The sequence below is a fragment of the Pseudomonas sp. S1(2024) genome (genome assembly GCF_046557535.1).
In genome coordinates this window covers 1-26,490 of record NZ_JBKGFP010000050.1, presented here as the reverse complement: position 1 = coordinate 26,490, position 26,490 = coordinate 1, and the positions used below count along the sequence as shown (strand labels likewise).

At 64.3% G+C, this 26,490-nt stretch carries 24 protein-coding genes and 1 pseudogene; 12 read left to right on the top strand and 13 right to left on the bottom strand.

The genetic code is table 11. The annotated features are described in order from the left end of the window. Window positions 1–254: 254 nt before the first annotated feature. The 5 genes from ACLCGK_RS14230 (at window position 255) to ACLCGK_RS14210 (ending at window position 4,456) form a co-directional block, all read left to right on the top strand. A complete protein-coding gene (locus ACLCGK_RS14230; RefSeq protein WP_013974353.1) occupies window positions 255–1,415 on the top strand; it encodes a D-alanyl-D-alanine carboxypeptidase family protein in 1,161 nt (386 codons plus the stop codon). A gap of 73 nt (window positions 1,416–1,488) precedes the next feature. Then, window positions 1,489–1,764 carry a DUF493 domain-containing protein gene (locus ACLCGK_RS14225; protein ID WP_003249736.1) on the top strand — a complete coding sequence of 92 codons (276 nt, stop codon included), beginning with the start codon at window positions 1,489–1,491 and terminating at the stop codon, window positions 1,762–1,764. Next, window positions 1,764–2,411, top strand: coding sequence for a lipoyl(octanoyl) transferase LipB (gene lipB / locus ACLCGK_RS14220; protein ID WP_013974352.1), 648 nt, complete (start codon window positions 1,764–1,766; stop codon window positions 2,409–2,411). Before ACLCGK_RS14225 ends, lipB begins: the two co-directional genes overlap by 1 nt. 2 nt (window positions 2,412–2,413) lie before the next feature. Next, entirely contained in the window at window positions 2,414–3,430 is a 1,017-nt protein-coding gene (gene lipA / locus ACLCGK_RS14215; RefSeq protein WP_023662353.1) for a lipoyl synthase, read from the top strand. An 87-nt stretch (window positions 3,431–3,517) separates the two neighbouring features. Next, on the top strand, window positions 3,518–4,456 hold the full coding sequence (locus ACLCGK_RS14210) for an LD-carboxypeptidase (RefSeq protein WP_410952220.1): 939 nt from the start codon (window positions 3,518–3,520) through the stop codon (window positions 4,454–4,456). Window positions 4,457–4,590: 134 nt separating this feature from the next. Here the strand turns inward: ACLCGK_RS14210 and ACLCGK_RS14205 are convergent, their stop codons facing one another. The 5 genes from ACLCGK_RS14205 to leuS form a co-directional block, all read right to left on the bottom strand. Then, window positions 4,591–5,907: a lytic murein transglycosylase gene (locus ACLCGK_RS14205; RefSeq protein WP_410952219.1), complete on the bottom strand. Its 1,317-nt coding sequence runs from the start codon at window positions 5,905–5,907 to the stop codon at window positions 4,591–4,593. A 60-nt stretch (window positions 5,908–5,967) separates the two neighbouring features. Continuing rightward, window positions 5,968–6,132: an alternative ribosome rescue factor ArfA gene (arfA, locus tag ACLCGK_RS14200; protein WP_003257578.1), complete on the bottom strand. Its 165-nt coding sequence runs from the start codon at window positions 6,130–6,132 to the stop codon at window positions 5,968–5,970. Between the two features lie 203 nt (window positions 6,133–6,335). After that, window positions 6,336–7,373: a DNA polymerase III subunit delta gene (gene holA, locus ACLCGK_RS14195; protein ID WP_039613557.1), complete on the bottom strand. Its 1,038-nt coding sequence runs from the start codon at window positions 7,371–7,373 to the stop codon at window positions 6,336–6,338. Window positions 7,374–7,412: 39 nt separating this feature from the next. Next, the gene (gene lptE, locus ACLCGK_RS14190; protein ID WP_397460248.1) at window positions 7,413–8,018 is read right to left on the bottom strand and encodes an LPS assembly lipoprotein LptE; all 606 of its coding nucleotides are present in this window, start codon (window positions 8,016–8,018) and stop codon (window positions 7,413–7,415) included. Window positions 8,019–8,078: 60 nt separating this feature from the next. Next, complete coding sequence (leuS, locus tag ACLCGK_RS14185) at window positions 8,079–10,685, bottom strand: leucine--tRNA ligase (protein WP_410952218.1); 2,607 nt, start codon at window positions 10,683–10,685, stop codon at window positions 8,079–8,081. A gap of 227 nt (window positions 10,686–10,912) precedes the next feature. On the opposite strand from leuS, the gene ACLCGK_RS14180 reads away from it, so the two are divergent. After that, a complete protein-coding gene (locus tag ACLCGK_RS14180) occupies window positions 10,913–11,227 on the top strand; it encodes a hypothetical protein (protein WP_003257582.1) in 315 nt (104 codons plus the stop codon). A 135-nt stretch (window positions 11,228–11,362) separates the two neighbouring features. Beyond that, a pseudogene (locus ACLCGK_RS14175) lies at window positions 11,363–12,097 on the top strand (YdcF family protein); the annotation flags it as partial. 13 nt (window positions 12,098–12,110) lie between these two features. Here ACLCGK_RS14175 and lnt read toward each other — a convergent pair. The 4 genes from lnt to ACLCGK_RS14155 are packed head-to-tail and all read right to left on the bottom strand — an operon-like array spanning window position 12,111 to window position 15,966. After that, window positions 12,111–13,628 (bottom strand): apolipoprotein N-acyltransferase, encoded by a 1,518-nt coding sequence (gene lnt / locus ACLCGK_RS14170; protein WP_013974344.1) that lies wholly within the window; start codon window positions 13,626–13,628, stop codon window positions 12,111–12,113. 8 nt (window positions 13,629–13,636) lie between these two features. Beyond that, window positions 13,637–14,476, bottom strand: coding sequence for an HlyC/CorC family transporter (locus ACLCGK_RS14165; protein WP_003257584.1), 840 nt, complete (start codon window positions 14,474–14,476; stop codon window positions 13,637–13,639). Between the two features lie 25 nt (window positions 14,477–14,501). Continuing rightward, window positions 14,502–14,975 carry an rRNA maturation RNase YbeY gene (gene ybeY, locus ACLCGK_RS14160; RefSeq protein ID WP_013974343.1) on the bottom strand — a complete coding sequence of 158 codons (474 nt, stop codon included), beginning with the start codon at window positions 14,973–14,975 and terminating at the stop codon, window positions 14,502–14,504. Then, window positions 14,968–15,966, bottom strand: a complete 999-nt coding sequence (locus ACLCGK_RS14155) for a PhoH family protein (RefSeq protein WP_013974342.1) — start codon at window positions 15,964–15,966, stop codon at window positions 14,968–14,970. Before ACLCGK_RS14155 ends, ybeY begins: the two co-directional genes overlap by 8 nt. Before the next feature lie 250 nt (window positions 15,967–16,216). Between ACLCGK_RS14155 and ACLCGK_RS14150 the strand changes: the two genes are divergently transcribed. Then, window positions 16,217–16,543, top strand: a complete 327-nt coding sequence (locus ACLCGK_RS14150; protein ID WP_013974341.1) for a DUF1820 family protein — start codon at window positions 16,217–16,219, stop codon at window positions 16,541–16,543. Between the two features lie 3 nt (window positions 16,544–16,546). Here the strand turns inward: ACLCGK_RS14150 and ACLCGK_RS14145 are convergent, their stop codons facing one another. From ACLCGK_RS14145 to ACLCGK_RS14130, 4 genes are all read right to left on the bottom strand, one after another. Further along, entirely contained in the window at window positions 16,547–17,092 is a 546-nt protein-coding gene (locus ACLCGK_RS14145) for a tetratricopeptide repeat protein (RefSeq protein ID WP_003257587.1), read from the bottom strand. Between the two features lie 289 nt (window positions 17,093–17,381). Continuing rightward, entirely contained in the window at window positions 17,382–18,665 is a 1,284-nt protein-coding gene (gene hemL / locus ACLCGK_RS14140) for a glutamate-1-semialdehyde 2,1-aminomutase (RefSeq protein WP_013974339.1), read from the bottom strand. Window positions 18,666–18,680: 15 nt separating this feature from the next. Continuing rightward, the gene (gene thiE / locus ACLCGK_RS14135) at window positions 18,681–19,304 is read right to left on the bottom strand and encodes a thiamine phosphate synthase (RefSeq protein ID WP_003257589.1); all 624 of its coding nucleotides are present in this window, start codon (window positions 19,302–19,304) and stop codon (window positions 18,681–18,683) included. 13 nt (window positions 19,305–19,317) lie between these two features. Then, window positions 19,318–20,115 (bottom strand): hydroxymethylpyrimidine/phosphomethylpyrimidine kinase, encoded by a 798-nt coding sequence (locus ACLCGK_RS14130; protein ID WP_410952217.1) that lies wholly within the window; start codon window positions 20,113–20,115, stop codon window positions 19,318–19,320. 265 nt (window positions 20,116–20,380) lie between these two features. On the opposite strand from ACLCGK_RS14130, the gene ACLCGK_RS14125 reads away from it, so the two are divergent. The 4 genes from ACLCGK_RS14125 to ACLCGK_RS14110 all read left to right on the top strand — a co-directional run bounded on the left by ACLCGK_RS14125 (window position 20,381) and on the right by ACLCGK_RS14110 (window position 26,388). After that, entirely contained in the window at window positions 20,381–22,369 is a 1,989-nt protein-coding gene (locus ACLCGK_RS14125; RefSeq protein WP_410952216.1) for a sensor histidine kinase, read from the top strand. Between the two features lie 156 nt (window positions 22,370–22,525). After that, entirely contained in the window at window positions 22,526–24,208 is a 1,683-nt protein-coding gene (locus tag ACLCGK_RS14120) for an acyl-CoA dehydrogenase family protein (RefSeq protein WP_410952215.1), read from the top strand. 77 nt (window positions 24,209–24,285) lie between these two features. After that, entirely contained in the window at window positions 24,286–25,749 is a 1,464-nt protein-coding gene (gene amn, locus ACLCGK_RS14115; RefSeq protein WP_015271928.1) for an AMP nucleosidase, read from the top strand. 6 nt (window positions 25,750–25,755) lie between these two features. Next, complete coding sequence (locus ACLCGK_RS14110) at window positions 25,756–26,388, top strand: pseudouridine synthase (RefSeq protein WP_013974332.1); 633 nt, start codon at window positions 25,756–25,758, stop codon at window positions 26,386–26,388. The last annotated feature ends 102 nt before the right edge of the window (window positions 26,389–26,490 follow it).

The window sequence follows — 26,490 nt, the reverse complement described above, 5'->3', positions numbered from 1 at the left end:
CGCGGGCACGCCCGCTCCCACAGGGCATGCGAAACCCTGTGGGAGCGGGCGCGCCCGCGAAGAAGGCAACACCAAACTGTCGGTTTTGTCATGAATTGACGGGCGCGGGCATGTACAATGTCGGCTTTTGCCCGCAGCGACATAAAGCCGCACATTGCGAGCCAGGCCTACGGCCGCAAAAACTAGACTGACTGGCGCTGGGCACATGATCTTGCCCAGGGAACATCAGACCATTAGCGATTTTCGAGAGACGGATGAACATCACCAACCTTGCCAAACGACTTTGCCTGCCCGTACTGCTGATGATCACGCCTGCCGCCTTCGCGGCTGAGCAGATGACGCCGGCGCCACCGCAACTGGCAGCCAAGTCCTACGTACTCATGGATGCGTCCAGCGGCAACGTGCTGGTCGAGAACAACGGTGACGAGCGCCTGCCGCCTGCCAGCCTGACCAAGCTGATGACGGCCTACATCGCCACCCTGGACATCCGTCGCGGCCAGATCGGTGAAAACGACCCGGTTACCGTCAGCGAAAACGCCTGGCGGACCGGCGGTTCGCGCATGTTCATCAAGGTGGGCAGCCAGGTGACCGTCAGCGACCTGCTGCACGGCATCATCATCCAGTCCGGCAATGACGCCTCGGTCGCCCTGGCCGAGCACATCGCCGGCAGCGAAGACGCCTTCGCCGACATGATGAACAAGACCGCTGCCGACCTGGGAATGGCCAACAGCCACTTCATGAACCCGACCGGCCTGCCGCACCCGGACCATTACTCGTCGGCCCACGATATGGCTACCCTGGCCCGTGCGATCATCAACGTCGACCCGGCCCACTACGCCATCTACTCGCAGAAAGAGTTCTTCTGGAACAACATCAAGCAGCCAAACCGCAACCTGCTGCTGTGGCGTGACAAGACTGTCGACGGCCTGAAGACCGGCCACACCGACGAAGCCGGCTACTGCATGGTGGCTTCGGCCGTTCGCGATGGCCAGCGCCTGATCGCCGTGGTCTTCGGCACCAACAGCGAGCAGTCGCGTGCTGCCGAGACCCAGAAGCTGCTGACCTATGGCTTCCGCTTCTTCGAAACCCAGACCTTCTACCAGAAGGGTACCGAGCTGACCAAGTCGCCGGTCTGGAAGGGCGCGACTGGCGAAGTGAAAGCTGGCCTGGCCAACGACCTGACCCTGACTATGCCTAAAGGCCAATTGAAGCGCCTGCAGGCTTCGATGACCATGAACCCGCAGCTCACCGCGCCAATCGCCAAAGGTGACGTGATCGGCAAAGTGGAAGTCAAACTGGACGAGAAAGTGGTTCACAGCGCCGACCTGATCGCCCTCGATGGCGTCGAGGAAGGTGGTTTCTTCCGCCGTATGTGGGATAGCATCCGTCTATTCTTCTACGGGTTGTTCAACTGATACGTGACCTGCATGCCCCCGCGTATCCAGCGGGGGCGTTGTTGTTGCCACGGCTTACGAGGCCGTTTCCGCCATGAGCGAACCAGACGTCAAGTCGCACAAGATCGAATTCCCCTGCGACGATTACCCGATCAAGGTCATCGGTGACACCGTTGTCGGCTTCAAGGACACGGTGATAGAGATCCTGAGCAAGCACGCGAAGGTCGACCTTTCCACCCTGGCCGAGCGCCAGAGCAAGGAAGGCAAGTACACCACCGTGCAATTGCACATCGTTGCCGAAAGCGAGAACCAGCTGCACGATATCAACAGCGCCCTGCGCGCTACCGGCATCGTGAAAATGGTGCTCTGATGTCCGCCTGCCTCGGTTTTCGCGAGCTTGGCCTGCAGCCCTACGAACCGGTGCTGGAGGCCATGCGTCGCTTCACCGAGCAGCGCAGCCCGGACAGCCAGGATGAAGTCTGGCTGGTCGAGCACCCCGCGGTCTTCACCCAGGGCCAGGCCGGCAAGGCCGAGCACCTGCTGGTGCCGGGCGACATCCCGGTAGTGCAGACCGATCGCGGTGGCCAGGTGACCTACCATGGCCCCGGGCAGCTGGTGGCCTACCTGCTGCTGGATGTGCGCCGGCTGGGCTTTGGCGTGCGTGAGCTGGTCAGCCGTATCGAGCAGACCCTCATCGACCTGCTCGCCAGTTACGATGTCCAGGCCGCGGCCAAGCCCGATGCCCCGGGCGTCTATGTCGACGGAGCGAAAATCGCCTCCCTCGGCCTGCGAATCCGCAACGGCCGTTCGTTCCACGGCCTTGCCCTGAACGTGGACATGGACCTCGCGCCATTCCGCCGAATCAACCCCTGCGGCTATGCGGGGCTGGCGATGACCCAGCTGCGCGACCTGGCAGGCCCGATCGAACTCGACGAGGTCAGGACAAGGCTGCGCGGACAGCTGGTCAAGCACCTCGACTACGCTGAGCAGACGACCCTCACGGGCGGAATCGACTGAATATGACAACTGTGCAAGAAGCCGTGCCGAACCTGACACCTACCCAGGATGCCACCCCGCGCCCAGCGCCGAAGAAGGTGGAAGCCGGGGTCAAGCTGCGTGGTGCCGAAAAGGTGGCGCGCATTCCGGTGAAGATCATCCCCACCGAAGAGCTGCCGAAGAAGCCCGACTGGATCCGCGTGCGTATCCCGGTGTCGCCCGAGGTAGACCGCATCAAGCAGCTGCTGCGCAAGCACAAGCTGCACAGCGTATGCGAAGAGGCATCCTGCCCGAACCTGGGCGAGTGCTTCTCCGGTGGTACCGCCACCTTCATGATCATGGGTGACATCTGCACCCGTCGTTGCCCGTTCTGCGACGTTGGCCACGGCCGGCCGAAACCGCTGGACCTGGACGAGCCGAAGAACCTGGCCATCGCCATCGCCGACCTGCGCCTGAAGTACGTGGTGATCACCTCGGTGGACCGCGACGACCTGCGTGACGGTGGTGCCCAGCACTTTGCCGACTGCATCCGCGAAATCCGTGCGCTGTCGCCGGGCGTACAGCTGGAAACCCTGGTGCCGGACTACCGTGGGCGCATGGATATTGCCCTGGAGATCACCGCGCAAGAGCCGCCGGATGTGTTCAACCATAACCTCGAGACCGTACCGCGCCTGTACAAGGCCGCGCGCCCGGGTTCGGACTACGACTGGTCGCTGGACCTGCTGCAGAAGTTCAAGCAGTTGGTGCCGCACGTACCGACCAAGTCGGGCCTGATGCTCGGCCTGGGCGAGACCGACGAGGAAGTGATCGAAGTGATGCACCGTATGCGCGAGCATGACATCGACATGCTCACCCTCGGCCAGTACCTGCAACCGTCGCGCAGCCACCTGCCGGTGCAGCGTTTCGTCCACCCGGACACCTTCGCCTGGTTCGCCGAGGAAGGTTACAAGATGGGCTTCAAGAACGTCGCTTCCGGCCCGCTGGTGCGTTCTTCGTACCACGCTGACCAGCAGGCTCACGAAGCCAAGATCAAGCTCTGAGCCAAGCACAGAGCCACGCATGCCGATGCGCGCCGAAGGGCCGCATCGGCATTTTTGTTTGTGCCACACGCGCTGCAAGGAGCCGCGATGAATTGCGCCGAAACCTTCCAACCCAGCCTGCCAGCCGCGCTGCCGCGTGATGCCTGTTTTGCCATTGTCGCCCCGGCGGGCGCGGCGCGGCTGGATACGCACAAGGTCAACCAGTGGTTCGTTGATAGAGGCTACAGTTGCCGCATCTACCCGGGTGCCCTTCAGGCCCAGGGCTATCTGGCGGGGCCGGACCGGCAGCGGTTACAGGACCTGCATGATGCCTTTGCCGACCCGGCCATCGACGCCATTCTGTGCATGCGTGGGGGGTACGGCAGCATGCGCCTGCTCGACCAGCTCGATTTCGAACTGATCCGGCGCAACCCCAAGCCACTGATCGGTTACAGCGACATAACCGCGCTGCACACGGCGATCTACCGGCATACCGGGCTGCTCACCTTCCATGGCGGGATGCTCAATGCCGACCTGCTGGGGGCCAAGTTGCCGCCAACCGAGACTTCGTTGCTGGCGCAGCTGGGTGGGCATGTGCGGGCAGGGGAGCAGATCGTGCACCCTGCTGACTTCGCATTGAGCAGCGTGCTGCATGGGGTGGCCGGCGGGCCGCTGCTGGGCGGCAACCTGTCGATGCTGGGCGCGACCCTGGGAACGATTGCCGAGCTGGATACGCAGGGCTGCATCCTGTTCATCGAGGACGTCAACGAGCCGCTGTACCGGGTGGATCGCTTGCTGACCCAACTGCGCCTGGCGGGCAAGCTGGAGGGGGTGAAGGGTGTGCTGGTGGGGGACTTTGCCGGGATTACCACTGCGGCGTTGACGCCCCTGCTGAAGGATATCTTCGCGCCGCTGGGTGTGCCGGTGCTGGCCGGATGGCGCAGTGGGCATTGTGACCCGAATGTGTGCTTGCCGTTGGGGGCTCGGGTAATGCTGGATAGCGGGAGGCAGACATTGGTGTTGGAGCAGGATTTGTTCAAGGCTTGAGATTGCCGGGGCTGCTTTGCAGCCCATCGCGACACAAGGCCGCTCCTACAGGAGACCGCGTTACCCCGATGGTTCGCGATCGCTTGTAGGAGCGGCCTAGTGTCGCGATGGGCCGCGCAGCGGCCCCAAAATGCTCACTGCTGACGCAGGCTCTCGAGCAGCTTGTGGGTCGGATACCCATCCGCCGGCCACCCCAGCCCCTGCTGGGCATTGCGGATCGCCTTGCGGGTATTGGCGCCAATGATGCCATCGGCATTGCCGGCTTCGTGCCCATTGCTGTTCAGCAGGTTCTGCAGCTCCATGCGCTCGCTGCGGCTGAGGGGCAGGTCTTCTTTCGGCCAGCTGCCGGCAATGAAGCCCCAGCCCGTGAAGCGATCACCCAGCAGGCTTACTGCCAGCGCGTAGGACGACGAATTGTTGTACTTGAGGATGGCGCGGAAGTTGTCCAGCACCAGGAACGCCGGGCCACGCGCGCCCGCGGGCAGCAGCAGTGCCGCAGACAGCTGGTTGCTAGCCACCGGCAGCTGGGTACCGGCAGGCAGTTTCACGCCCATCGCCAGCCACTCGCTCACCGGCTTGCGCAGGGCGCCATCGGCCTGCCAGTAATCGAAGCCAGGCGGCACCTGTACCTCGAAGCCCCACGGCTGGCCACGCTTCCAGCCCGAACTCTGCAGATAGTGCGCGGTCGAGGCCAAGGCGTCTGCCGTGCTGTTCCAGATGTCGCGGCGGCCATCGCCGTCGAAGTCCACGGCATGGGTGTTGTAGGTGGTCGGGATGAACTGGGTCTGGCCCATGGCACCGGCCCACGAGCCACGCATGGCCTCAGGCTGGATGTCGCCGTGCTGAATGATCTGCAGCGCGGCGATCAGCTGGTCCTGGGCGAACTGCGGGCGTCGGCCCTCATAGGCCAGGGTAGCCAGCGAGCGGATCACCGACTTGTTGCCCTGAAACTGGCCGAAGTTGCTTTCCATGCCCCATACCGCGACCAGCACCTGGCGATCGACACCATAGCTTTGCTCGATGCGGGTCAGCAGTTCGGCGTTCTGCTCCAGCAGCTTCTTGCCGTTGCGCACGCGCAGAGGCGACAGGGCGCCTTCGAGGTATTCCCATACGGGGCGGGTGAACTCCGGCTGGCTGCGATCGGCCTTGATCACGTCCATGTCGGGGGTGACGCCGAGGAAGGCGCGGTCGAACGTATCCTGCGAAATGCCGGCTTGCAGGGCTTGCTGGCGAAAGCCTGCTTGCCATTGCGCGAAGGTTTGCAGAGGCTGGATTTCAGTGCTGGTGTCGGGCGTCGTGCCGGGCAGGGTCACCACAGGGGTGGGCTGGGCGGGGGCCAGCGGCAAGGCATCTGCGGCGGTGGGCTTTTCTGCGCAGGCCACGAGCAGGATGAAACTGGAGGCCGCGATCAGCTGGCGGGTTTTCCAGCGGGGGAGAAGACTGAGGAGCATTCACAGATCCAGAATTGCAGGTCAGGTGACGACCATATCATGCCTGCGCTCTCGATGCTTTCATGCAGCCAAAAAGTAGGAAGCCTCCCAATCTCTCGATTGGAAGGCTTCGCGGCGGTAGCTGCCTTTGCCCTTGTTCGGCTGTTCCTGGCGGCAGCGGAACAGCGGTTGGGCGATGATCGACTTGGCCTTGTTGGGGCCGTGCTTTTTCGGCTTTTTGCTCATGGCGGGGTTCCCGGGTTGGGTGGGTTTCGCGGCGCACTGTAGGGCTTGGGGCAGGGTGGGGCCAATTGATTGTGTATATGGTCGAGATGTTGGGGGGCATTGCAGCCCTGTGGGATCGGGCGTGCCCGCGAACACCGGCGAAGCCGGTGCCATCCACCGCGTCGCCTGATTCGCAGGCATGCCCGCTCCCACAGCGGCCCCAGTTACTCGGGAGGGAGTGTGAGGCGCTGGCCGGCCATCAGCAGCGACAAGCGGGCCAGACCAGTCCACGGCGAGCCCTCGGCCTGGCCCTTGATCTGTGCATCGATACGCTGGGCATCTTGCAGCAACTGCGCCCAGCGCTGCGCCGACAGGCGCTGCAGGGCCTTGCTGACCAGTGGCCGGCGTTTGTCCCAGACCGGTGGGCGGGCCTGGCTGAAGGCCTTGTCCAGCGGTACACCCTGGCTGAACTGCTGGGCCAGCCCCGCCAGTTGGCGCAGCTCTCGGGCCAGGGCCCAGAGAATCACTGGTGGCTCCACGCCTTCACCGCGCAAGCCTTCGAGCATACGCAAGGCATGCGCAGCTTCGCCGTTGAGAATGGCATCGACCAGGCCGAAGACATCGAAGCGGGCGCTGTCGGCGACGGCGGCCTGCACGGTCTCCACGGTGATCTGGTTGCCCTCGGCAAGCAGTTTGAGCTTTTCGATTTCCTGTGCGGCCGCCAGCAGGTTGCCTTCCACGCGCGCGGCAATCAGGTCGACGGCGTCACGCTGTGCCGACAGGCCGGCCTGCTGCAGGCGCTGGTTGATCCACTGCGGCAGCTGGTGCACATCCACCGGCCAGATCTGGATGAACTGGCAGTGGGCACCTTCGATCAGCGCCTTGCCCCACTTGGTCTTCTGCGCGCTGCCGTCGAGCTTGGGCAGGCTGACCAGCAGCAAGGTGTCTTCGGCAGGGTTGGCGCAGTATTCCATCAGCGCAGCAGCGCCCTTGTCACCAGGCTTGCCCGAGGGCAGGCGCAATTCCAGCAGGCGGCGCTGGGCGAACAGGGACAGGCTGGCGCCAGCCTGGAGCAGGGTGCCCCAGTCGAAGTTGGCGTCGGCACTGAAGACCTGGCGTTCGTCGAAGCCCTGCTGGCGCGCGGCGTTGCGGATGGCGTCGGCGGCTTCCTGGCACAGCAGCGGGTCGTCGCCGCTGACTACGTAGACCGGTGCCAGGGCGCCTTGCAGGTGCTTGTTGAGTTGGGCGGGAGCGAGCTTCATGGGAAACAGGTGGGGTACCCGAAGGTACCCCGCTCGGGCTTAGTTGCCCGGTACTTCCAGTGGCGACTGCTGAGGCGTTTCGGCCTGCTGGCGGCGAGCGGCCTCCAGCGCAGCGGCTTCGGCCTTGGCACGTTCGTCGGCTTGACGCTGCAGCTCGTCCAGCTGGGACGGGGTCAGCAACTGCAGGCGAACGACCATGGCGTTGACCAGGTCGCGACGCATTTCTTCGCGGGCGCGGATGGCTTCCTGCTCGGAGCCGGTGATGTTCGAGCCGTCACGCAAGTAGATCTTGCGCACTTCCAGCTTGTCGCTCATCAGCTCCAGGTTGTTCAGGCCCTGGATGCTGTAGTTCAGCACGGTGGTCAGCTCGTACTCGGCGGTACGGTTGCCACTGTTGTAGGTCGCCGAGCGCTCGCGCTCCTGCTCGTTGGTCAGCACCAGGCGGTACGGTGCACCAGCGTGCACGTTGACGCCGCTACGCTGCAGTACTTCACGCAGCTGGACCACAGTCGGGCCGTAGGCGTTGCGTGCGCTGACGTCCATTTCCTTCACGCTCAGTTCGGTGGAGCCGGTGCCACGCAGCTGGAAACCGCAGGCGCTGAGCATGACCGCCAGGCCAATTACCAGCAAATTGCGTTTGATCATGTTGTTGCTCCCTTGTGGGCCTGTTCGCCCGCCCGCAGTGCCTGCGGGCGGGCGTTGCCATCAGTTGGCGACGATGTTGACCAGCTTGCCCGGAACCACGATGACCTTGCGGATGGTCAGGCCATCGATGAAGCGCAGGACGTTCTCGTTGCTGCGCGCCGCGGCTTCGATTTCTTCGCGGCTGGCGGCGGCCGGCATTTCGACCTGGCCACGCAGCTTGCCGTTGACCTGCACCACCAGGGTGACGGTGTCCTGTACCAGGGCTGCCTCGTCGACGGCTGGCCAGCTGGCGTCGATGACGGCCTGCTGGTGGCCCAGCTGTTGCCACAGCTCGTGGGAGATGTGCGGGGTGATCGGCGCCAGCAGCAGGGTGACGGCCTCCAGGCCTTCCTGCAGCAGGGCACGGTCCTGTTCAGTGGCTTGCGGGGCCTTTTCCAGCACGTTCATCACGGTCATCACCTGGGCGATAGCGGTGTTGAACTTGTGGAACTGGCCCACGTCGGTGCTGGCTTGCTTGATGGCGGTGTGGATGGCGCGGCGGATGACCTTTTGCGCGTCGTCCAGGGCGGCGACATCCAGCTTGCCCGGCAGGCCCTGGGCTACATGGGCCTGGGCCAGGCGCCAGACGCGGCGCAGGAAGCGGCTGGCGCCCTCGACGCCGGAGTCGGACCACTCCAGGCTCATGTCGGGCGGCGAGGCGAACATCATGAACAGGCGGCAGGTGTCGGCGCCGTACTGGTCGATCATCGATTGCGGGTCGACGCCGTTGTTCTTCGACTTCGACATCTTCTCGGTGCCACCGATTTCCACCGGCAGGCCATCGGTCTTCAGGCGGGCGCCAATGATCTTGGCCTTGGCATCGCGCTCGACTTCGACATCGGCCGGGTTGAACCAGTCCTTGCCGCCGTTGCTGGCCACACGGTAGTAGGTTTCGGCGACCACCATGCCCTGGGTCAGCAGGTTCTTGAACGGCTCGTTCGAGGTGACCAGGCCCTCGTCACGCATCAGCTTGTGGAAGAAGCGCGCGTACAGCAGGTGCAGGATGGCGTGCTCGATACCGCCGATGTACTGGTCGACCGGCAGCCAGTGGTTGGCCGCTTTCGGGTCGACCATGCCACCTTCGTAGTTCGGCGAGGCGTAGCGGGCGAAGTACCAGGACGACTCGACGAAGGTGTCCATGGTGTCGGTTTCGCGCTTGGCCGCGGTGCCGCATTTCGGGCAGCTGCACTCGTAGAATTCAGGCATGCGCGCCAGCGGCGAACCGGCACCGTCCGGCACCACGTTCTCTGGCAGGGTGACCGGCAGCTGGTCTTCCGGCACCGGTACGTCGCCGCAGGACGGGCAGTGGATGATCGGGATCGGGCAGCCCCAGTAGCGCTGGCGGCTGATACCCCAGTCACGCAGGCGGAACTGGGTACGCGATTTGCCCAGCTCCTTGCGGATCAGGGCGGCTTCGATGGCGTCGAAGGCACCGGCGAAGTCCAGGCCGTCGAATTCGCCGGAGTTGATCAGCTGGCCGTGCTCGCCATAGGCGGCCAGCCACTCGTTGCCGACTTCATCGCCAGCGCTGGTGCGCACCACCGCCTTGACCGGCAGGTTGTACTTGTGGGCGAACTCGAAGTCGCGCTCGTCGTGGGCCGGCACGGCCATGACGGCGCCATCGCCGTAGTGCATCAGCACGTAGTTGGCGACCCATACCGGCAGCTTCTCGCCGGTCAGCGGGTGCTCGACCAGCAGGGAAGTGGCCATGCCCTTCTTCTCCTGGGTGGCCATGTCGGCTTCGGCAACGCTGCCGCTCTTGCACTCGTCGATGAACGCCTGCAGCGCCGGGTTGCCCTGGGCGGCCTGGGTGGCCAGCGGGTGTTCGGCGGCGACGGCGACGTAGGTGGCGCCCATCAACGTGTCGGGACGGGTGGTGAAGACCTTGAGGGTGCCTTCGTGGCCGATGCTGGCCAAGTCGTACGGGAACTGCACTTCCATGCCGCGCGACTTGCCGATCCAGTTGCGCTGCATGGTCTTGACCTGCTCAGGCCAGCCCGGCAGCTCGTCCAGGCTTTCCAGCAGCTCGTCGGCGTAGTCGGTGATGCGGAAATAGTACATCGGGATTTCGCGCTTCTCGATCAGCGCGCCCGAACGCCAGCCACGGCCGTCGATGACCTGCTCGTTGGCCAGTACGGTCTGGTCCGCCGGGTCCCAGTTCACGGTACCGTTCTTGCGGTAGATGATGCCTTTCTCGAACAGGCGGGTGAACAGCCACTGCTCCCAACGGTAGTAGTCGGGCTTGCAGGTGGTGACTTCACGTGCCCAGTCGATGGCCAGGCCCAGGCTCTTGAGCTGGGTCTTCATGTAGTCGATGTTTTCGTACGTCCACTTGGCCGGGGCGACGTTGTTCTTCATCGCCGCGTTTTCCGCGGGCATACCGAATGCGTCCCAGCCCATCGGCTGCAGGACGTTCTTGCCCAGCATGCGCTGGTAGCGGGCAATCACGTCACCGATGGTGTAGTTGCGCACGTGGCCCATGTGTAGCTTGCCGCTCGGGTACGGGAACATCGACAGGCAGTAGTAGGTGTCCTTGCCTGGCTGTTCGGTAACAGCGAACGATTGTTGCTCGTCCCAGAACTTCTGGGCGGCGGCTTCGATATCACGGGGCGTGTATTGTTCGTGCATGGCTACTTTTTGCTGAGAGGGAAGAGACCTTGTTCCAGGCAGCGGAACCTCGCTGCGTCCGGCACTCCGGTGTCGTTTAGAGTGAACGCCGTAGCATACAGCAGCGCCGCGCATCGTGGGAAACCTTCGTTGCGAATGCCCGCTGGTCGCGGCACACGGCTGCTTTTTTCAACGACGCTAAGCTCAGGTGTGGGGGGAGATATTCTTATCTTCAATGAGGTGAACGGATGGGAGAGACGCAGCTACCCGCAATCAGACCGGAGCTATACGAACGCCTGATCGACCGGCTTGGCCTGGCGCTGGAAGTGGCCAGGACCTCGGTGCGATTGCGCGACGAAATGCCAGCCGAGCTGGAGTTGCGTGGCCTGAGCCACGCAGAGTTCGAACTGATCAAGGCCTACCTGGATTCCCTCCCGGAGCGCCACAATGCCTGTGTCGGCAGTTACCCACAAGCGGAGCCGACATCGGCCAAGATCATCTGGCTCAAGGACAAGAAACGCCCCGCCAGCACGGCGAGATCCAGGACGCTGCCGCATCGCTAGCCGTTCAGGACGCCAGGCGCAGGCTATCGCGCGCCGGTTCTTAAATTTTGCACAGCTCACGATCGGCGCCGGCCACACCCTTGTTGACCGGCGTCGATCCTTCTAGGCTGCACGCCTGCCAAGGAGGTGTGGCCAATGTCGATCCGATTCTTCGTCAAACAATGGCTGATGCCGCCAGGCGTCCTGTTCCTGCTGCTGCTTGTGGCGTGGTGGCTGCGCCGCCGTCGGCCCCGGCTGGCAGCGCTGTGCTTTGCCCTGGGCCTTGGTGGCCTGTGGCTGATGAGCCTGCCGCTGGTGGTGCAGGAAACCGCTCGTGTGCTCGAGACAGAAGCGCCACTGGCGGTAAGCGATTGGACAGGCCTGGCAAGCCGGGCAGATGCCATTGTGGTGCTGGGCGCGGGGCGTGAGCGGGGTGACCCGGCCTGGGGTGGTGGCGACCAGCCCACAGCCACGGCGCTGGAGCGCATGCGCTTTGCCGCACGGCTGGCCAAGGCTTCGGGCTTGCCGGTGTTGACCAGTGGCGGGTTGCACTATGGCTCGCCGCCGAGCGAGGCGCAGTTGATGGCTGATCGCCTGCGTGAAGATTTCGGTGTCGAGGTGAAATGGCGAGAGGAGGGCAGCCGCACGACCTGGGAAAATGCCCGGCTGACGGCCAAGGTGCTGCAGCCGTTGGGGATTCGCCGGGTGGTCGTGGTGACCCAGGCCTGGCACATGCAGCGCTCGCGCTGGAGCTTCGAGCAGGCGGGGTTCGAGGTGGTGCCGGCGCCAGTCGGGTTCCTCGGGCGCGATCATGCGCGGCCGTTCGGCGGGTTGCTGCCGGAGAGCCGGGCGATGTGGCAGAGCGGGCAGTTGCTCAATGAAGAGGCCGGTACAGGCGACATCATCAGACAGTCTTGGCTATTCGCCCAGCCAGCAACGCCCAACCCAGCAGCAATGCACAGACTATCGCCAGCGGCCACGACCGCCATTGCAGGTACGGCGTCAGCTTCTGCATCGGCACCACCTCGCCATACAGCACCGCCTGCTGGAACTGCGGTACCTGCGTGGTAATGCGGCCAAACGGGTCGATCAGCGCGGTCACGCCATTGTTGGTGGCGCGGATCATCCAGCGCCCGGCTTCCAGCGCGCGCATCTGTGCCATCTGCAGGTGCTGCAACGGGCCGATCGAGGTACCGAACCAGGTGTCGTTGCTGATGGTCAGCAGCAGGTCGCTGCGGGCCGCCAGGCCAGCGGCGAATTCGGGGTAGACCACTTCGTAGCAGATGTACGGCGCAATCTGGTAGCCCTTGGCCTGCAGCAGCGGCTGGTCTTCCGGCCCGCGGGCGAAGTCCGACATGGGCAGGTTGAAGAACTCGATCAGGCCACGCAGCATGTCCTGCAGCGGCACATACTCGCCAAAAGGCACCAGCTTCTGCTTGAGGTAGGTGCCATCGCCTTCACCAGTGACGGTGATGCCGTTGTAGTAGCGGCGCTGGTGATGCACCACTTCACGCACCGGCACGCCGGTAATCAGCGCCGAATGCCGCTCGGCGGCAAACCGGCCCATCACGTCGATATAGCCTTGGGCCTGGTCCTTGAGCACCGGGACCGCGGTTTCCGGCCACACCAGCAGGTCTACCGGCCTGGAGCTGAAGCTCAGGTCACGGTACAGCGCCAGTTGCGCATCGATGTGCGCCGGGTCCCATTTCAGGTCCTGCTCGACGTTGCCCTGGATGGCCGCCACTTTCAGTGGGTCGCCCGCCGGCTTGGTCCAGGCATGGCCCTTGAGCGCCAGGCCCAGCACCCACGGGGCCAGCAACAGCAGGCAGCCCACCGCGAGGAACGAGGGGCGGGCGCGCAGGCGGTGCACGTTGCACAACAGGGCAGCGGTCAGGGCCAGTGCGAAGGAAATCAGCCACACGCCACCCAGCGGTGCCAGGCCGGCCAGCGGGCCGTCCAGTTGGCTGTAGCCGGCGTAGAGCCAGGGGAAGCCGGTCAGGAACCAGCCGCGGAAGGCCTCTTGCAGCAGCCACAGGGCGGCAAAGCACAAGGCGTCGGCCAGTGGTGCTTCGGTGCGGCGCAGCCAGCGTGCCCACAGCCAGGTGGGCAGGGCGAAGAACCAGGCCAGGGCGGCGAAGAACGCCAGCAGCAGCAGGATCGCCAGCAGCGGCGAGGCGCCGCCGTAGGTGTTCATGCTGACGTAGATCCACCAGGTACCGGCACCGTACAGGCCGAAGCCGAACCACCAGCCGCGCCACATGGCCTGGCGCGGGCTGAGCTCGCGCAGGCCGAGGTAGAGCAGGGCGATGGACAACACGGCCAAGGGCCAGATGTCGAAAGGCGCCAGGGCCAGGAGGGTGGAGGCACCGGCCGCCAGGGCCAGCAGGTTACCGGGCCAGCCGGGGCGGGTGATCCAACGCATGTTTGTCCTTAACGGGTGATCGGTGTCAGGCGCAGCAAGTGTATCCGCCGGCTGTCGGCATTGAGAATACGGAACTTGTAAGGGCCGATCTCGGTGGTCTCGTTGCGCTTGGGCAGGTGACCGAAGGCGCTCATTACCAGGCCGCCGACGGTGTCGAACTCGTCATCGGAGAATTCGCTGTCGAAGAACTCGTTGAAGTTTTCGATCGGGGTAAGCGCCTTGACCAGGAAGTCGCCGCTGGGCAGCGGTTTGATGTAGCTGTCTTCCTCGACGTCGTGCTCGTCCTCGATGTCGCCGACGATCTGCTCCAGCACGTCCTCGATGGTGACCAGGCCGGCCACGCCGCCGTACTCGTCGATGACGATGGCCATGTGGTTATGGTTGGCGCGGAACTCGCGCAGCAGCACGTTCAGGCGCTTGGACTCGGGCACGAAAGTGGCCGGGCGCAGCAGGTCCTTGATGTTGAAGCTGTCGCCATTCTCCTTGAGGATCAGCGGCAGCAGGTCCTTGGCGAGCAGGATCCCGAGCACATCGTCGTGGCTTTCGCCGATCACCGGGTAGCGCGAGTGCGCGGCGTCGATCACCGCCGGCAGGAACTCGCGGGGCGACTGGCTGGCCTTGATGCTGATCATCTGCGAACGCGGCACCATGATGTCGCGAACCTGCAGGTCGGCCACCTGGATGGCGCCTTCGACGATGGTCAGCGCTTCGCTGTCCAGCAGTTTGTTCTGATGGGCTTCGCGCAGCAGTTCAAGGAGTTGCTGGCGGTTTTTCGGCTCATGGGCAAAAGCCTGGGTCAGTTTACCCAGCCAGGACTTCTGCCCGTTGCTCGATCGATCTTCGCTCATGGCGGTTCTCGTGATCCTTCGTGTTTCAGTGTGTGATGGTGTCGGTTTCATCGTCGGCGTACGGGTCTGGATGACCCAGTTCTGCCAGCAATTCCCGTTCCAGGCCTTCCATTTCCTCGGCTTCCTCATCCTCGATGTGGTCGTAGCCGAGCAGGTGCAGGCAACCGTGTATGACCAGGTGTGCCCAGTGCGCTTCCAGCGACTTGCCTTGATCGGCGGCTTCGCGCTCGACCACTGGCACGCAGATCACCAGGTCGCCCAGCAACGGGATATCGAGCAGGTCGTCGGGGACGTCGGCCGGGAACGACAGCACATTGGTCGCGTAGTCCTTGTGCCGGTAGGTGTGGTTCAGCTCGCGGCCTTCGGCTTCGTCGACCAGGCGAATGGTCATTTCCGAATCGGCGCTGCGCTGGCGCAGGGCCAGTTCGCACCAGCGGCGAAAGGCGGTGTCATCCGGGGCGGCAGCATCCGTGGCCCGTTGAATATCGAGTTCAAGCATCTTTGCCGGGCGCCTCGGGCTTGGCCTGGCGGGCATCGAAGCGGTCGTAGGCCTCGACAATGCGCTGCACCAGTGGGTGACGAACCACATCTTTGGGTTGGAAGTGGGTGAAACTGATCCCCGGAACGTCCTTCAGCACCTCGATGACGTGCGCCAGGCCTGACTTGGTGCCGCGGGGCAGGTCGACCTGGGTGATGTCACCGGTGATGACCGCGGTGGAGCCAAAGCCGATACGGGTAAGGAACATCTTCATCTGTTCCAGCGTGGTGTTCTGGCTCTCGTCGAGGATGATGAAGCTGTTGTTCAGGGTGCGGCCACGCATGTAGGCCAGCGGCGCGATCTCGATCACCTGGCGCTCGATCAGCTTGGCCACATGTTCGAAGCCGAGCATTTCGTACAGGGCGTCGTACAGCGGGCGCAGGTACGGGTCGATCTTCTGGGCCAGGTCGCCGGGCAGGAAGCCGAGCTTTTCGCCCGCCTCTACCGCAGGTCGCACCAGCAGGATCCGGCGCACCTGTTCGCGTTCCAGCGCGTCCACGGCGCAGGCCACGGCCAGGTAGGTCTTGCCGGTACCGGCCGGGCCGATGCCGAAGTTGATGTCGTTGGCCAGGATTTCCTTGACGTAGCGTTGCTGGTTGACCCCGCGCGGGCGGATGTTGCCCTTGCGCGTGCGCAGCGACACGCTGACCTCGTTGACGGCCGGGTTGTCGATGTTCTCGACGGTCGATTCCTGCAGGTACAGATGCACGGTTTCCGGCGACAGGTCGCTGGCCTTTGTCTCGCGGTAGAGACGGCGCAGCAGTTGTTCGGCAGCGGAGGTGGTCTTGGGTTCGCCGATCAGTTCGAACTGATTGCCGCGGTTGCGGATCTCGATGGCCAGGCGCTGTTCGATCAGGCGCAGGTGCTCGTCGAACTGGCCGCACAAGTTGGCGAAACGGTGGGCCTCGAAGGGTTCGAGGATGAAGCGATGGGGTTGTATGGGTGCGTTCAAGGTCGTTTTTAGCCGCTCGACGGCAATGGATGTGAACTCAAGAATAACCCTTGAATGGCAGTGGCGAAAGCACTGAAACGTTCAATGGGATGGGTGGCTTGTTCTGGCCTCTTCGCGGGCACGCCCGCTCCCACAGGTACCGCACCGCTTCGAAGGTGGGCGCAATACCTGTGGGAGCGGGCTTGCCCGCGAAGGGGCCGGAACAGGTATGATGCCCGCCTTTTCTTACGCATGTGTTATCCCGACGAACATGAGCAAACGCGAACCTGCCATCTATAAAGTGATCTTCCTCAACCAGGGGCAGGTCTTCGAGATGTATGCCAAGCAGATCTACCAGAGCGACCTGTGGGGGTTCCTGGAAATCGAGGAGTTCGTGTTCGGCGAGCGTTCGCAGCTGGTGGTGGACCCGAGCGAGGAGAAGCTCAAGAGCCAGTTCGATGGGGTGATCCGCAGCTTCGTGCCGATGCACTCGATCGTGCGCATCGACGAGGTGGAGCGACTGGGCACGGCTAAGATCAGTGAAGCCAAGGGCGGCGGCAACGTGATGCCGTTCCCCATGCCGATGCCGGAAAAGTAACCCTCATGGGAGTGGCGAGAACGGCGTGCGCCCTTCGGCGTTCTGCAGTTCCAGCAGGTACTTGCGGAAGATCTGGCCGAGCACCTGGGTGGCATGCTCCAGCTCGTCGCGGGGCATTTGCTCGGTCACTTCGTCGGCCATGTCCAGCGCATCCTCGGCGCCGTTGACCGCGGCCATCTTCAGCAGTATGTAGGCCTGCACATTGTTGGCCTTGACCCCTTCGCCACGGAAGAACATGGCGCCCAGGCGGTACTGGGCCTCGGCATGGCCTTGCAGCGAGGCCTTTTCGAACCAGTTCAGGGCTTTGCCCAGGTTTTTCGGCGTTTGCGTGTAGTAGTACTCGCCCAGCTCGAATTGCGCCTGGGCATCCCCCGCCGTTGCCGTCTGCTCACAAGCCTTGAGGGCGTTTGCCAGGTCTTCAGGCTGGACATTCAAGGTGCAGCGGCCCGTCGCCGGAATGAGCAACGAGTTACCGCCCTCCGCCAGGGCCAGCAGGGGCTGAAGAAGCAACAGGCAGCCCAGGGTCAGGGCGCGGCCGGTGCGGTTCATGGGGATCGACTTACCTCTGCAAAGCTGCGGCCAATGTCTCTGGTGGCACATTATGGGATAAGCAGCGCCAACCTTACAAAGTTTTACTCGAATTTCTGCTTGGTTGGGGAAGTCAGCTGATTGTGCATGGGTATTTGTTGCCTGTGCCGGCCTCTGTGGGAGCGGCCTTGTGTCGCGAAAGGGCTGCGAAGCAGCCCCAGCAATCTGTGCATTACCGCTGAAGTGCTGGGGCCGCTTTGCGGCCCTTTCGCGACACAAGGCCGCTCCCACAAAAGCGCGGTGCTGCGCGCTATTTCAGGGCTGCAAAAGCCTTTTCAGCCGCATCCAAGGTGATCTGCAGCTCCTTGTCGCCATGGGCGATGGAGGTGAAGCCGGCCTCGAACGCGCTCGGCGCCAGGTACACGCCACCATCGAGCATCAGGTGGAAGAAGCGCTTGAAGCGCTCGGCATCGCTGGCCATCACGTCTTCGAAGGTGACGATGTCGTCGGCGCCGCTGAAGTACAGGCCGAACATGGCACCGGCCTGGGTGGTGACGAACGGCACGCCAGCGGCATCGGCGCGCTGTTGCAGGCCGTCGAGCATGCGGCTGGTGTAGTCGGTCAGCTCGGCGTGGAAGCCCGGGCGGCTGATCAGCTTCAGGGTGGTCAGGCCGGCGGCCATGGCCAGCGGGTTACCCGATAGGGTACCGGCCTGGTAGACCGGGCCGAGCGGGGCGATGCAGCCCATGATTTCACGCTTGCCGCCGAAGCAGCCGACCGGCATGCCGCCGCCGACGATCTTGCCGAAGGTCGACAGGTCCGGCTTGATGCCGTAGTGGCCCTGGGCGCCGCCGAGCGAAACGCGGAAACCGGTCATCACTTCGTCGAAGATCAACACCACGCCGTGCTTGTCGCACTGCTCGCGCAGGCCTTCGAGGAAGCCTGGCGCCGGCGGTACGCAGTTCATGTTGCCGGCTACCGGCTCGACGATGATGCAGGCTACGGTCTGGCCGACTTCGGCCAGGGTCTTCTCGACGGCGGCGATGTCGTTGAACGGCAGGGTCAGGGTGTGTTTGGCGAAGTCCGCCGGCACGCCCGCCGAGCTCGGCACACCCTGGGTCAGCAGGCCGGAGCCTGCTTTTACCAGCAGGCTGTCGGAGTGGCCGTGGTAGCAGCCTTCGAACTTGATGATGGCGTCACGGCCGGTGTAGCCACGGGCCAGGCGGATGGCGCTCATGGTGGCTTCGGTGCCCGAGCTGACCATGCGCACCATCTCCATGGATGGCACCAGCGAGCAGACCAGGTCGGCCATCTCGGTTTCCATGGCGGTCGGGGCGCCATAGGACAGGCCGTGCTCCAGCTGCCTGCGTACCGAGTCCAGTACCTCCGGGTGGCCGTGGCCGAGGATCATCGGGCCCCAGGAGCCGACGTAGTCGACGTAGCGCTTGTCATCCTCGTCAACGACGTAGGCGCCTTCGGCATGCTTGAAGAACAGCGGCGTGCCGCCAACGCTCTTGAAAGCGCGGACCGGCGAGTTGACGCCACCGGGGATGTGCTTCTGGGCTTGGGCGAACAGGGCTTCGGAACGGGACATGGGGGTTCTCTCGAATCAGGATGCGAACAAGGCGTTGAAGGCGCGGGCGCGGCGGGTGACTTCCTGAGCGCTGTCGGCACCGAACAGGCCGTGGATCACCGCCAGCAAGTCGGCGCCATGGGCGACCAGCGGGGCGGCGTTGTCGAGGGTAATGCCGCCGATCACCGCGATCGGCAGTTTCACCTGGGCGCGGGCCTGCTCCAGCAATTCGATGTTGGCAGCGGGTGCACCCGGCTTGGTGACAGAATTGAAGAAGCGGCCAAAGGCCACGTAGCTGGCGCCTTCGCTGGCAGCCTGCGCGGCCAGCTCGAGGCTGGCGTGGCAGGTGGAGCCGATGATTGCCTGGCGTCCGAGCAATGCGCGGGCCGGGGTCAGCGGGCCGTCGGTCTGGCCCAGGTGCACGCCGACGCCCAGGCGCGCGGCCAGTTCGGCGTCGTCGTTGATGATCAGCTGAGTGCCGTAGCGCTCGCAGAGCTGCATCAGCCCTTCAGCTTCGCGCAGGCGGCGTGCCGCGTCGTCACTTTTGTCGCGGTACTGCAGCAGGCATACGCCGCCTTCCAGTGCCGCCTCGACATGGGACAGGAAACGGCCAGCGAGCAGCTGGCTGTCGGTGATGGCGTACAGACCGCGTAGCTTCATTGGAGGCCTCGTGTCAGGAGCAGAAATCCAGCGGCAGGCGGCGCGGCACGAACTGGCCCTTGCCCAGCTGTTCGGCGTCACGCAGGGTGCGCCAGGTGTAGTCCAGGGCGCTGCGGACGGCGCTTTCCAGCTGCTCGCCAAGGGCCAGGCGGCCGGCCAGGGCACTGGCCAGGGTGCAGCCCGAACCGTGGTAGCTGCCCGGCAGGCGCTGGCAGGTCCAGGTGTGGTGCTGGCCGGCACGGCTGTAAAGGCGGTTGTGAATTTCGTCTTCGTCGCCGTGACCGCCGGTAATCAGCAGGTGTCTACAGAACGGCAACAGTTTCTCGGCACACTCGTCGGCGGTGCCTTCGGGCAGTTCGGCAAGGATGCGGGCTTCGGGCAGGTTCGGCGTGGCGATGGTCGCCAGCGGCAGTAGGCGTTCGCGCAGGGCGTAGCCCACTTCGTCCTTGCCCAGGCGACCACCACCACCGGCACGCAGCACTGGGTCGCAGACCAGCGGCAGATGCGGGTGGGCCGCCAGCAGTTCGGCGACGGTGTCGACCATTTCGATCGAACCGAGCATGCCGAGTTTGACGGCGGCCACCGAGGAGTCGGCCAGCACGGCGTTGGCCTGGGCCAGCACCCACTCGCGGTCGAGCACGCGGAAGTCGGAAACGTTGACGGTATCCTGCACGGTCAGGGCGGTCACTGCGGGTGCGGCGTGACAGCCTTGGGCGATCAGGGCTTCGATATCTGCCTGCAGGCCGGCGCCGCCACTGGGGTCGTGGCCGGAGAGACAGAGGACAACGGGGCGGGAGCTGTAGGTATTCATGGTCGGCGAGCTTACCACCAATCCTGTTTGGGCGGATCGTCCTACAAATGAGTTTTGTTGATCATAAGGTCAGATTTTTACCGGTTTAATTTCTGAAAGTATTGATTTAGAGCCTTTTCTTTGTGATTGGATATGGTCGATTGCCAGCTTGCGAAGCTATGCTAGAGTGCTCGGATAACTCTACAAACGGGTTCTGCCGGATCGTGTCGTCTCAAACGGATGGGAGGCAACCGCGACTCGACTGGACAGGCCATGCTGGGGCTGTATGCGCTATTTGCTGATTGTGCTTCTGGGCTTGCTGCCCGTGCTGGCCGGGGCAGTCGATTTCGACGCAGCTACCCGGCATCTTCCGCTGGGCAAGGCCATGCAGGTTTATGAAGACCCCGATGGCAGTGCCAGCATCACCCAGGTCAGTGCCCCTGATTTCGCCAAGCATTTTCGCCCCCACCACAAAGACGTGTTGAACGCCGGTTATTCCACCTCGGTGTTCTGGCTCAAGGTCGAACTGCGCCCTGTAGCCGCGCCTGGCGCCGCCCCACGGCAATGGCTGCTGGAGTTGGCCTACCCGCCGCTGGATCACCTCGAGCTCTACCTGCCCGACGGCAGCGGCAGTTACCGCCTGGCCCGGCGCACCGGCGACGCCTTGCCCTACCACAGCCGTCAAATACTGCAGAACAACTACCTGTTCGAACTGCAGCTGCAGCCTGGCCAGGTGACCACCGCCTACCTGCGCCTGCACAGCCAGGGCTCGGTGCAGGCGCCGCTGGCGCTTTGGTCTGCCCAGGCCTACATGGAGGAGCAGCCCACGCGCCTGTATGTGCTGGGGATGATCTACGGCGTGTTGCTGGTGATGCTGGTGTACAACCTGTTCATCTACCTCAGCGTGCGCGACGTCAGCTACCTCTACTACATCCTCTATATCGCCTCGTTCGGCTTTTACCAGGTGTCGGTGAATGGTGCTGGTGTGGCCTACTTCTGGCCGGACAGCCCGTGGTGGGCGAATGCTTCGACGCCGTTGTTCATCGGGGCAGCTGGCCTGTTCGGCTGCCAGTTCGCCCGGCACTTCCTGCAACTGGGCAGCATCAGCCGTGGTTTCGACCGGCTGCTGCAGCTGCTGATGCTGGGTGGCGCGCTGGTCATGGTGCTGGCGGTGAGCATGCCCTACGGCGTCGCCCTGCGCATGGCCACTATGCTGGCGTTGCTGTTTACCGTGAGCATCTTCGCTGCCGGGCTGTACGCCTGGTGGCGAGGCTTGCGCGTGGCACGCTGGTTCATCATCGCCTGGACGGCGTTCCTGCTCGGAGGCCTGGTCAACACCCTGATGGTGCTGGGCTACCTGCCGAACGTGTTCATCACCATGTATGCCAGCCAGCTGGGGTCGGCGCTTGAGGTGGCCTTGCTGTCGCTGGCGCTGGCCGACCGCATCAACAGCCTGCGCGAGCAGCAGGCGCAGACCTTGCGTGACACCGGGCGCACACTGGAACAACTGAACCTGCAACTGGCCAGGAGCAACCGGCTGAAAGACGAATTCCTGGCCAGCGTGACCCATGAGCTGCGCACGCCGATGAATGGTGTGATCGGCTCGCTGGAGCTGATGCACACCCTGCCGATGGAGGCCGAGATGGCCCAGTATCACCGCACGGCGGTGGGCTCGGCCCAGGGCATGATGGATATGGTCGATGCCATACTTACCCTTTCCGAACTACAGGCCGGCCGCCTGCGCGCGCAGCCGGCGCCATTCAGCCTGCGTGACCTGCTGCAGGGCGTGCGTGCCGGTTATGCCGGGCAGGCTTTGGGCAAAGGCTTGTACCTGAGCCTGGACATCCCGGCCGATGTGCCGGACGGGTTGCAGGGCGATGCTCAGAAGCTGGCCCGCTGCCTGGGGTGCCTGGTGGACAACGGTTTGAAGTTCACCCACCAGGGCGGGGTGATGATCCAGGTGCGCGGGCGCCGGGTGGGGCCGGACGACCTGGCGCTGACCTTCATGGTCAGCGACAGCGGTATCGGCTTCGATGACCTCGATCAGGCGACCCTGTACCAGCGCTTCTTCCAGGTCGATGGCTCGATGACCCGGCGTTATGGCGGGCTGGGGATTGGTTTGTCGATCTGCCGGCAGATGGGGGAATTGCTGGGGGCACGGTTGTCGCATGAGTCGACGCGTGGGTTGGGGAGCCGGTTCGAGTTGAGTTTGAACATGGCTATAGCGCAGGTGCAGATGAGCCCGCACATACTGCAGGCGCGGCAGTCGCTGTGAAGGCATGGCATTTGGTTGTGGCAAACACCTCTCATCCCCGCTGCATCCTCAACATATGCGCCCCCCACCACATGTTTAGTCATTAATGTCACTTTGACTGACCCACGGGGAGTGCTTCACTGGGGCTCTCAAGCTACCCGGATCCAGGAGCCCCCGATGAACCTGCACCAGTACGCTGAAACCCACGAAGTCACCAACCAGCCACCGCCCCTCGACGGTGCCAACCTTTACCGCCTCGACATTCCGCTACAGGAATGGTCGCGGCGTTTCGGTGCGGGTTGGGCCGAATCGCGGATCGATGCCTACGGTGCCCTGGCCGGTGGCCCGCTGATGCAGGCGGGCTTCCTGGCCAATGCGCACAAGCCGGAGTTCAGCAGCCACGACCGCTACGGCCATCGCATCGACCTGGTCGAGTTCCACCCCGCCTACCACGAACTGATGCGCACCGCCGTCGAGCACGGCCTGCCGTCGCTGCCATGGGCCGAACCCCGCCCAGGCGCCCATGTGGCGCGGGCTTCGATGACCTATCTGCACAGCCAGGCCGAGGCCGGTACCGGCTGCCCGCTGACCATGACCTTCGCCGCTGTGCCAGCGCTGCGGCTGCAACCCGAACTGGCCGAATACTGGCTGCCGAAAATCCTTGCCTGCGAGTACGACCCGCGTAACGTCGGCGACCGCCACAAGGCCGGGGTCACCCTGGGCATGGCCATGACCGAGAAGCAGGGCGGCACCGATGTACGGGCCAACACTACCCGGGCTTATCCAGTCGGCGCCGCGGGCCCGGGGCAGCCCTACGAACTGGTCGGGCATAAGTGGTTCTGCTCGGCGCCCATGTGCGATGCTTTTCTGACCCTGGCCCAGACCGAAAAAGGCCTGAGCTGCTTCCTGCTGCCGCGTCACCGCCCCGACGACAGCCGCAACCAGTTCTATATCCAGCGCCTGAAGAACAAGCTGGGCAACAGTTCCAACGCCTCCAGCGAGGTGGAATTCCGCGGTGCCCTGGCATGGATGGTCGGGGAAGAAGGGCGGGGCGTGCCGACCATCATCGAAATGGTGGCCATGACGCGCTTCGACTGCATGGTCGGCTCCAGCGCCCTGATGCGCCAGGCGCTGACCCAGGCGACCCACCATTGCGCGCACCGCAAGGTCGGCGGGCGGCTGCTGAGCGAGCAGCCGTTGATGCAGAACGTGCTGGCCGACCTGGCGTTGGAAAGCGAGGCCGCGCTGGCCCTGAGCCTGCGCATGGGGCAGGCGCTGGAGCAGCTGGAAGACCCGCAGCAGGCGCATTTCGCCCGGCTGGTCACGGCGGTGGGCAAGTACTGGATCTGCAAGCGCGCCCCGGCCATGATCAACGAGGCCGCCGAGTGCCTGGGCGGGGCAGGTTATGTGGAAGACAGCATCCTGCCACGGCTGTACCGCGAAGCGCCGGTCAACTCGACCTGGGAAGGTTCGGGCAATGTGCAGTGCCTGGACGTGCTGCGGGCCTTGTCCAAGGAGCCGGGGGTGCTCGATGCGCTGTTTGCCGAGCTGGGCGATGGGCACGGGGACCCGCGCCTGGCGGCGCACATCGGCAACCTCAAGGGGGCGTTTGCCGACACTGGCGACATGCAGTACCGCGCGCGGCAGCTGACCGAGGATATTGCCCTGGCGCTGCAGGCCAAACTATTGCTGGAGGCGGGCAATGCGGTGGTCAGTGATGCGTTTATCGACAGCCGCTTGACGGGGGGCGGGCGCGTGTATGGGGCGTTGCCGCGGGGTGTGGATGTGGAGGCATTGGTGGCCAGGGCGACGCCGACACAAGGCCGCTCCTACAGGGACCAGCGCTGGCCTGCTGATTAACACCGATCAATGGGGGTGTATTTAGCCAAGAAGGCAGGCAAGATGGTTCACATGCATGTCCAGACAGGAAGCACAGTGTGAGCCAAGCTTTTGTAGTCGTTGATACCCCCGAACAGGCCGTCGACCGTCTGGCGGCCCTGCATGACCAGGCCACCGGGGCCCTTAGCCAGGCCCTCAAGCGTTACCTGAAGGACCGTACCGAGCCGGGCGCCGAAGAGCGCGACCTGTTCCGCTACCCGGCGCTGCGCCTGACCTATTACAGCCATGGTGAAGTCGCCGCCACCACGCGGGCCTACGCCAAGGTTCAGGTGGCAGGTACCTACAGCGTCACCATCACCCAGCCTGCTGCTTTTCGTGGCTACCTGCTGGAGCAACTGCGCCCGCTGATGCACGACTACACCGTCACGGTAGAGGTCGGCGTCAGTGAACAGAACATCCCTTACCCCTACGTGGTCGACCAGGGCGACGAACTGGCCGGCAGCGGCATCACCGCCGCGCAGCTGGCGCGGGTGTTCCCCAGCACCGACCTGTCGGCTGCGACCGACAACATCGCCGACGGCCTGTATGACTGGGGCAGTGCCGAGACTCTGCCGCTGGCGCTGTTCGATGCCGCGCGGGTCGACTTCTCGCTGCGCCGTCTGGTGCACTACACCGGCAGCGACTGGCGCCATGTGCAGCCATGGATCCTGTTGACCAACTATCACCGCTATGTCGACCAGTTCATCAGCCACGGCCTCGACCAGTTGCGTGACGACCCACGCTTCGTGCGCATGGTGCTGCCGGGCAACGTGGTGATCGAAAAGGGCATGGACCACGGTGAAACCCAGGCCCTGGTGGCAAGCGTGGTCTGGCACCGCTACCAGATGCCGGCTTATCACCTGATCGCCGCTGATGGCGACGGCGTCACGCTGGTCAACATCGGCGTCGGCCCGTCCAATGCCAAGAACATCACCGACCACCTGGCCGTGCTGCGCCCGCACTGCTGGCTGATGATCGGCCACTGCGGCGGCCTGCGGCAGTCACAGACCATCGGCGATTATGTGCTGGCACACGCCTACATGCGCCGTGACGGTATTCTCGACCGGGTGGTGCCGCCGAACATCCCGATTCCGGCGCTGGCCGAAGTGCAGCTGGCCTTGCAGGAAGCCGCCGCGCAGGTCACCGGCGAGCGTGGCGAACAGCTGAAAAAGCGCCTGCGCACCGGCACCGTGCTGACCTACGACGACCGCAACTGGGAGCTCCGCTGGGCCCAGGAGCGGCCGCTGATCAACCTGTCGCGTGCCGTGGCGGTGGACATGGAAAGCGGTACCATTGCCGCCCAGGGTTACCGCTTGCGCGTGCCGTACGGCACCTTGCTGTGTGTATCCGACAAACCGCTGCACAGCGAGATCAAGCTGCCGGGTTCGGCCAACGCCTTCTATAACCGGGCGGTCAGCCAGCATCTGAAGATCGGCATTGCCGCCCTCGACCTGCTGCGCACCGAGCTCAACTCGCTGCACTCGCGTAAACTGCGCAGCTTTGATGAGCCGCCGTTCCGCTGAGGATCCATGTCACTGCCACCCCGTTCCAAGCCGCGCCGCCCCCAGGCGCGGCCTGCCACCGGCCCGCGTCGCCAGCCCAAGGCACCACCGGCCGAGCCGCGCCTGATCCTGTTCAACAAACCGTTCGACGTGCTGACCCAGTTCAGCGACGGCGACGGGCGCGCGACGCTCAAGGACTACATCGACATCCCCGGTGTGTACCCGGCCGGGCGGTTGGACCGCGACAGTGAAGGCCTGTTGCTGCTGACCAACGATGGCGGCCTGCAGGCGCGCATTGCCGACCCGAAGCACAAGCTGGCCAAGACTTACTGGGTTCAGGTGGAGGGGGAGCCGAGCGAGGAGCAGTTGCGGCGCTTGCGCGATGGCGTGGAACTGAACGATGGGCCGACCTTGCCGGCCGAGGCGCGGCGCCTGGACGAGCCGGCGCTGTGGCCGCGCAACCCGCCGGTGCGTTTTCGCAAGAGCGTGCCGACCAGCTGGCTGGAGCTGGTGATTCGCGAAGGGCGTAACCGCCAGGTGCGGCGGATGACGGCGGCGGTGGGGTTGCCGACCTTGCGCCTGGTGCGGGTGCGGATTGGCGACTGGGCGCTGGATGGGTTGGAGCAGGGGTGCTGGCGCGAAGTGGCCGCCAAGCTTTAGTCCAGTTCAAGGGCCATTCGCGGGCACGCCCGCTCCCACAGGTATAGTGCAGCCCTCAAGTGCAGCGCCAGACCTGTGGGAGCGGGCGTGCCCGCGAATGGC

What these genes read in the sequence shown, in the direction of transcription:
- ACLCGK_RS14125 (WP_410952216.1), top strand. Translation starts at nt 20,381, where the DNA reads ATGCGCTATTTGCTGATTGTGCTTCTGGGCTTGCTGCCCGTGCTGGCC.
- ACLCGK_RS14225 (WP_003249736.1), top strand. Translation starts at nt 1,489, where the DNA reads ATGAGCGAACCAGACGTCAAGTCGCACAAGATCGAATTCCCCTGCGAC.
- ACLCGK_RS14130 (WP_410952217.1), bottom strand. Translation starts at nt 20,115, where the DNA reads ATGAATACCTACAGCTCCCGCCCCGTTGTCCTCTGTCTCTCCGGCCAC.
- hemL (WP_013974339.1), bottom strand. Translation starts at nt 18,665, where the DNA reads ATGTCCCGTTCCGAAGCCCTGTTCGCCCAAGCCCAGAAGCACATCCCC.
- holA (WP_039613557.1), bottom strand. Translation starts at nt 7,373, where the DNA reads ATGAAGCTCGCTCCCGCCCAACTCAACAAGCACCTGCAAGGCGCCCTG.
- ACLCGK_RS14165 (WP_003257584.1), bottom strand. Translation starts at nt 14,476, where the DNA reads ATGAGCGAAGATCGATCGAGCAACGGGCAGAAGTCCTGGCTGGGTAAA.
- lipB (WP_013974352.1), top strand. Translation starts at nt 1,764, where the DNA reads ATGTCCGCCTGCCTCGGTTTTCGCGAGCTTGGCCTGCAGCCCTACGAA.
- ACLCGK_RS14150 (WP_013974341.1), top strand. Translation starts at nt 16,217, where the DNA reads ATGAGCAAACGCGAACCTGCCATCTATAAAGTGATCTTCCTCAACCAG.
- lipA (WP_023662353.1), top strand. Translation starts at nt 2,414, where the DNA reads ATGACAACTGTGCAAGAAGCCGTGCCGAACCTGACACCTACCCAGGAT.
- ACLCGK_RS14230 (WP_013974353.1), top strand. Translation starts at nt 255, where the DNA reads ATGAACATCACCAACCTTGCCAAACGACTTTGCCTGCCCGTACTGCTG.
- ACLCGK_RS14120 (WP_410952215.1), top strand. Translation starts at nt 22,526, where the DNA reads ATGAACCTGCACCAGTACGCTGAAACCCACGAAGTCACCAACCAGCCA.
- lnt (WP_013974344.1), bottom strand. Translation starts at nt 13,628, where the DNA reads ATGCGTTGGATCACCCGCCCCGGCTGGCCCGGTAACCTGCTGGCCCTG.
- ACLCGK_RS14210 (WP_410952220.1), top strand. Translation starts at nt 3,518, where the DNA reads ATGAATTGCGCCGAAACCTTCCAACCCAGCCTGCCAGCCGCGCTGCCG.
- ybeY (WP_013974343.1), bottom strand. Translation starts at nt 14,975, where the DNA reads ATGCTTGAACTCGATATTCAACGGGCCACGGATGCTGCCGCCCCGGAT.
- ACLCGK_RS14205 (WP_410952219.1), bottom strand. Translation starts at nt 5,907, where the DNA reads ATGCTCCTCAGTCTTCTCCCCCGCTGGAAAACCCGCCAGCTGATCGCG.
- arfA (WP_003257578.1), bottom strand. Translation starts at nt 6,132, where the DNA reads ATGAGCAAAAAGCCGAAAAAGCACGGCCCCAACAAGGCCAAGTCGATC.
- thiE (WP_003257589.1), bottom strand. Translation starts at nt 19,304, where the DNA reads ATGAAGCTACGCGGTCTGTACGCCATCACCGACAGCCAGCTGCTCGCT.
- ACLCGK_RS14145 (WP_003257587.1), bottom strand. Translation starts at nt 17,092, where the DNA reads ATGAACCGCACCGGCCGCGCCCTGACCCTGGGCTGCCTGTTGCTTCTT.
- lptE (WP_397460248.1), bottom strand. Translation starts at nt 8,018, where the DNA reads ATGATCAAACGCAATTTGCTGGTAATTGGCCTGGCGGTCATGCTCAGC.
- leuS (WP_410952218.1), bottom strand. Translation starts at nt 10,685, where the DNA reads ATGCACGAACAATACACGCCCCGTGATATCGAAGCCGCCGCCCAGAAG.
- ACLCGK_RS14110 (WP_013974332.1), top strand. Translation starts at nt 25,756, where the DNA reads ATGTCACTGCCACCCCGTTCCAAGCCGCGCCGCCCCCAGGCGCGGCCT.
- ACLCGK_RS14180 (WP_003257582.1), top strand. Translation starts at nt 10,913, where the DNA reads ATGGGAGAGACGCAGCTACCCGCAATCAGACCGGAGCTATACGAACGC.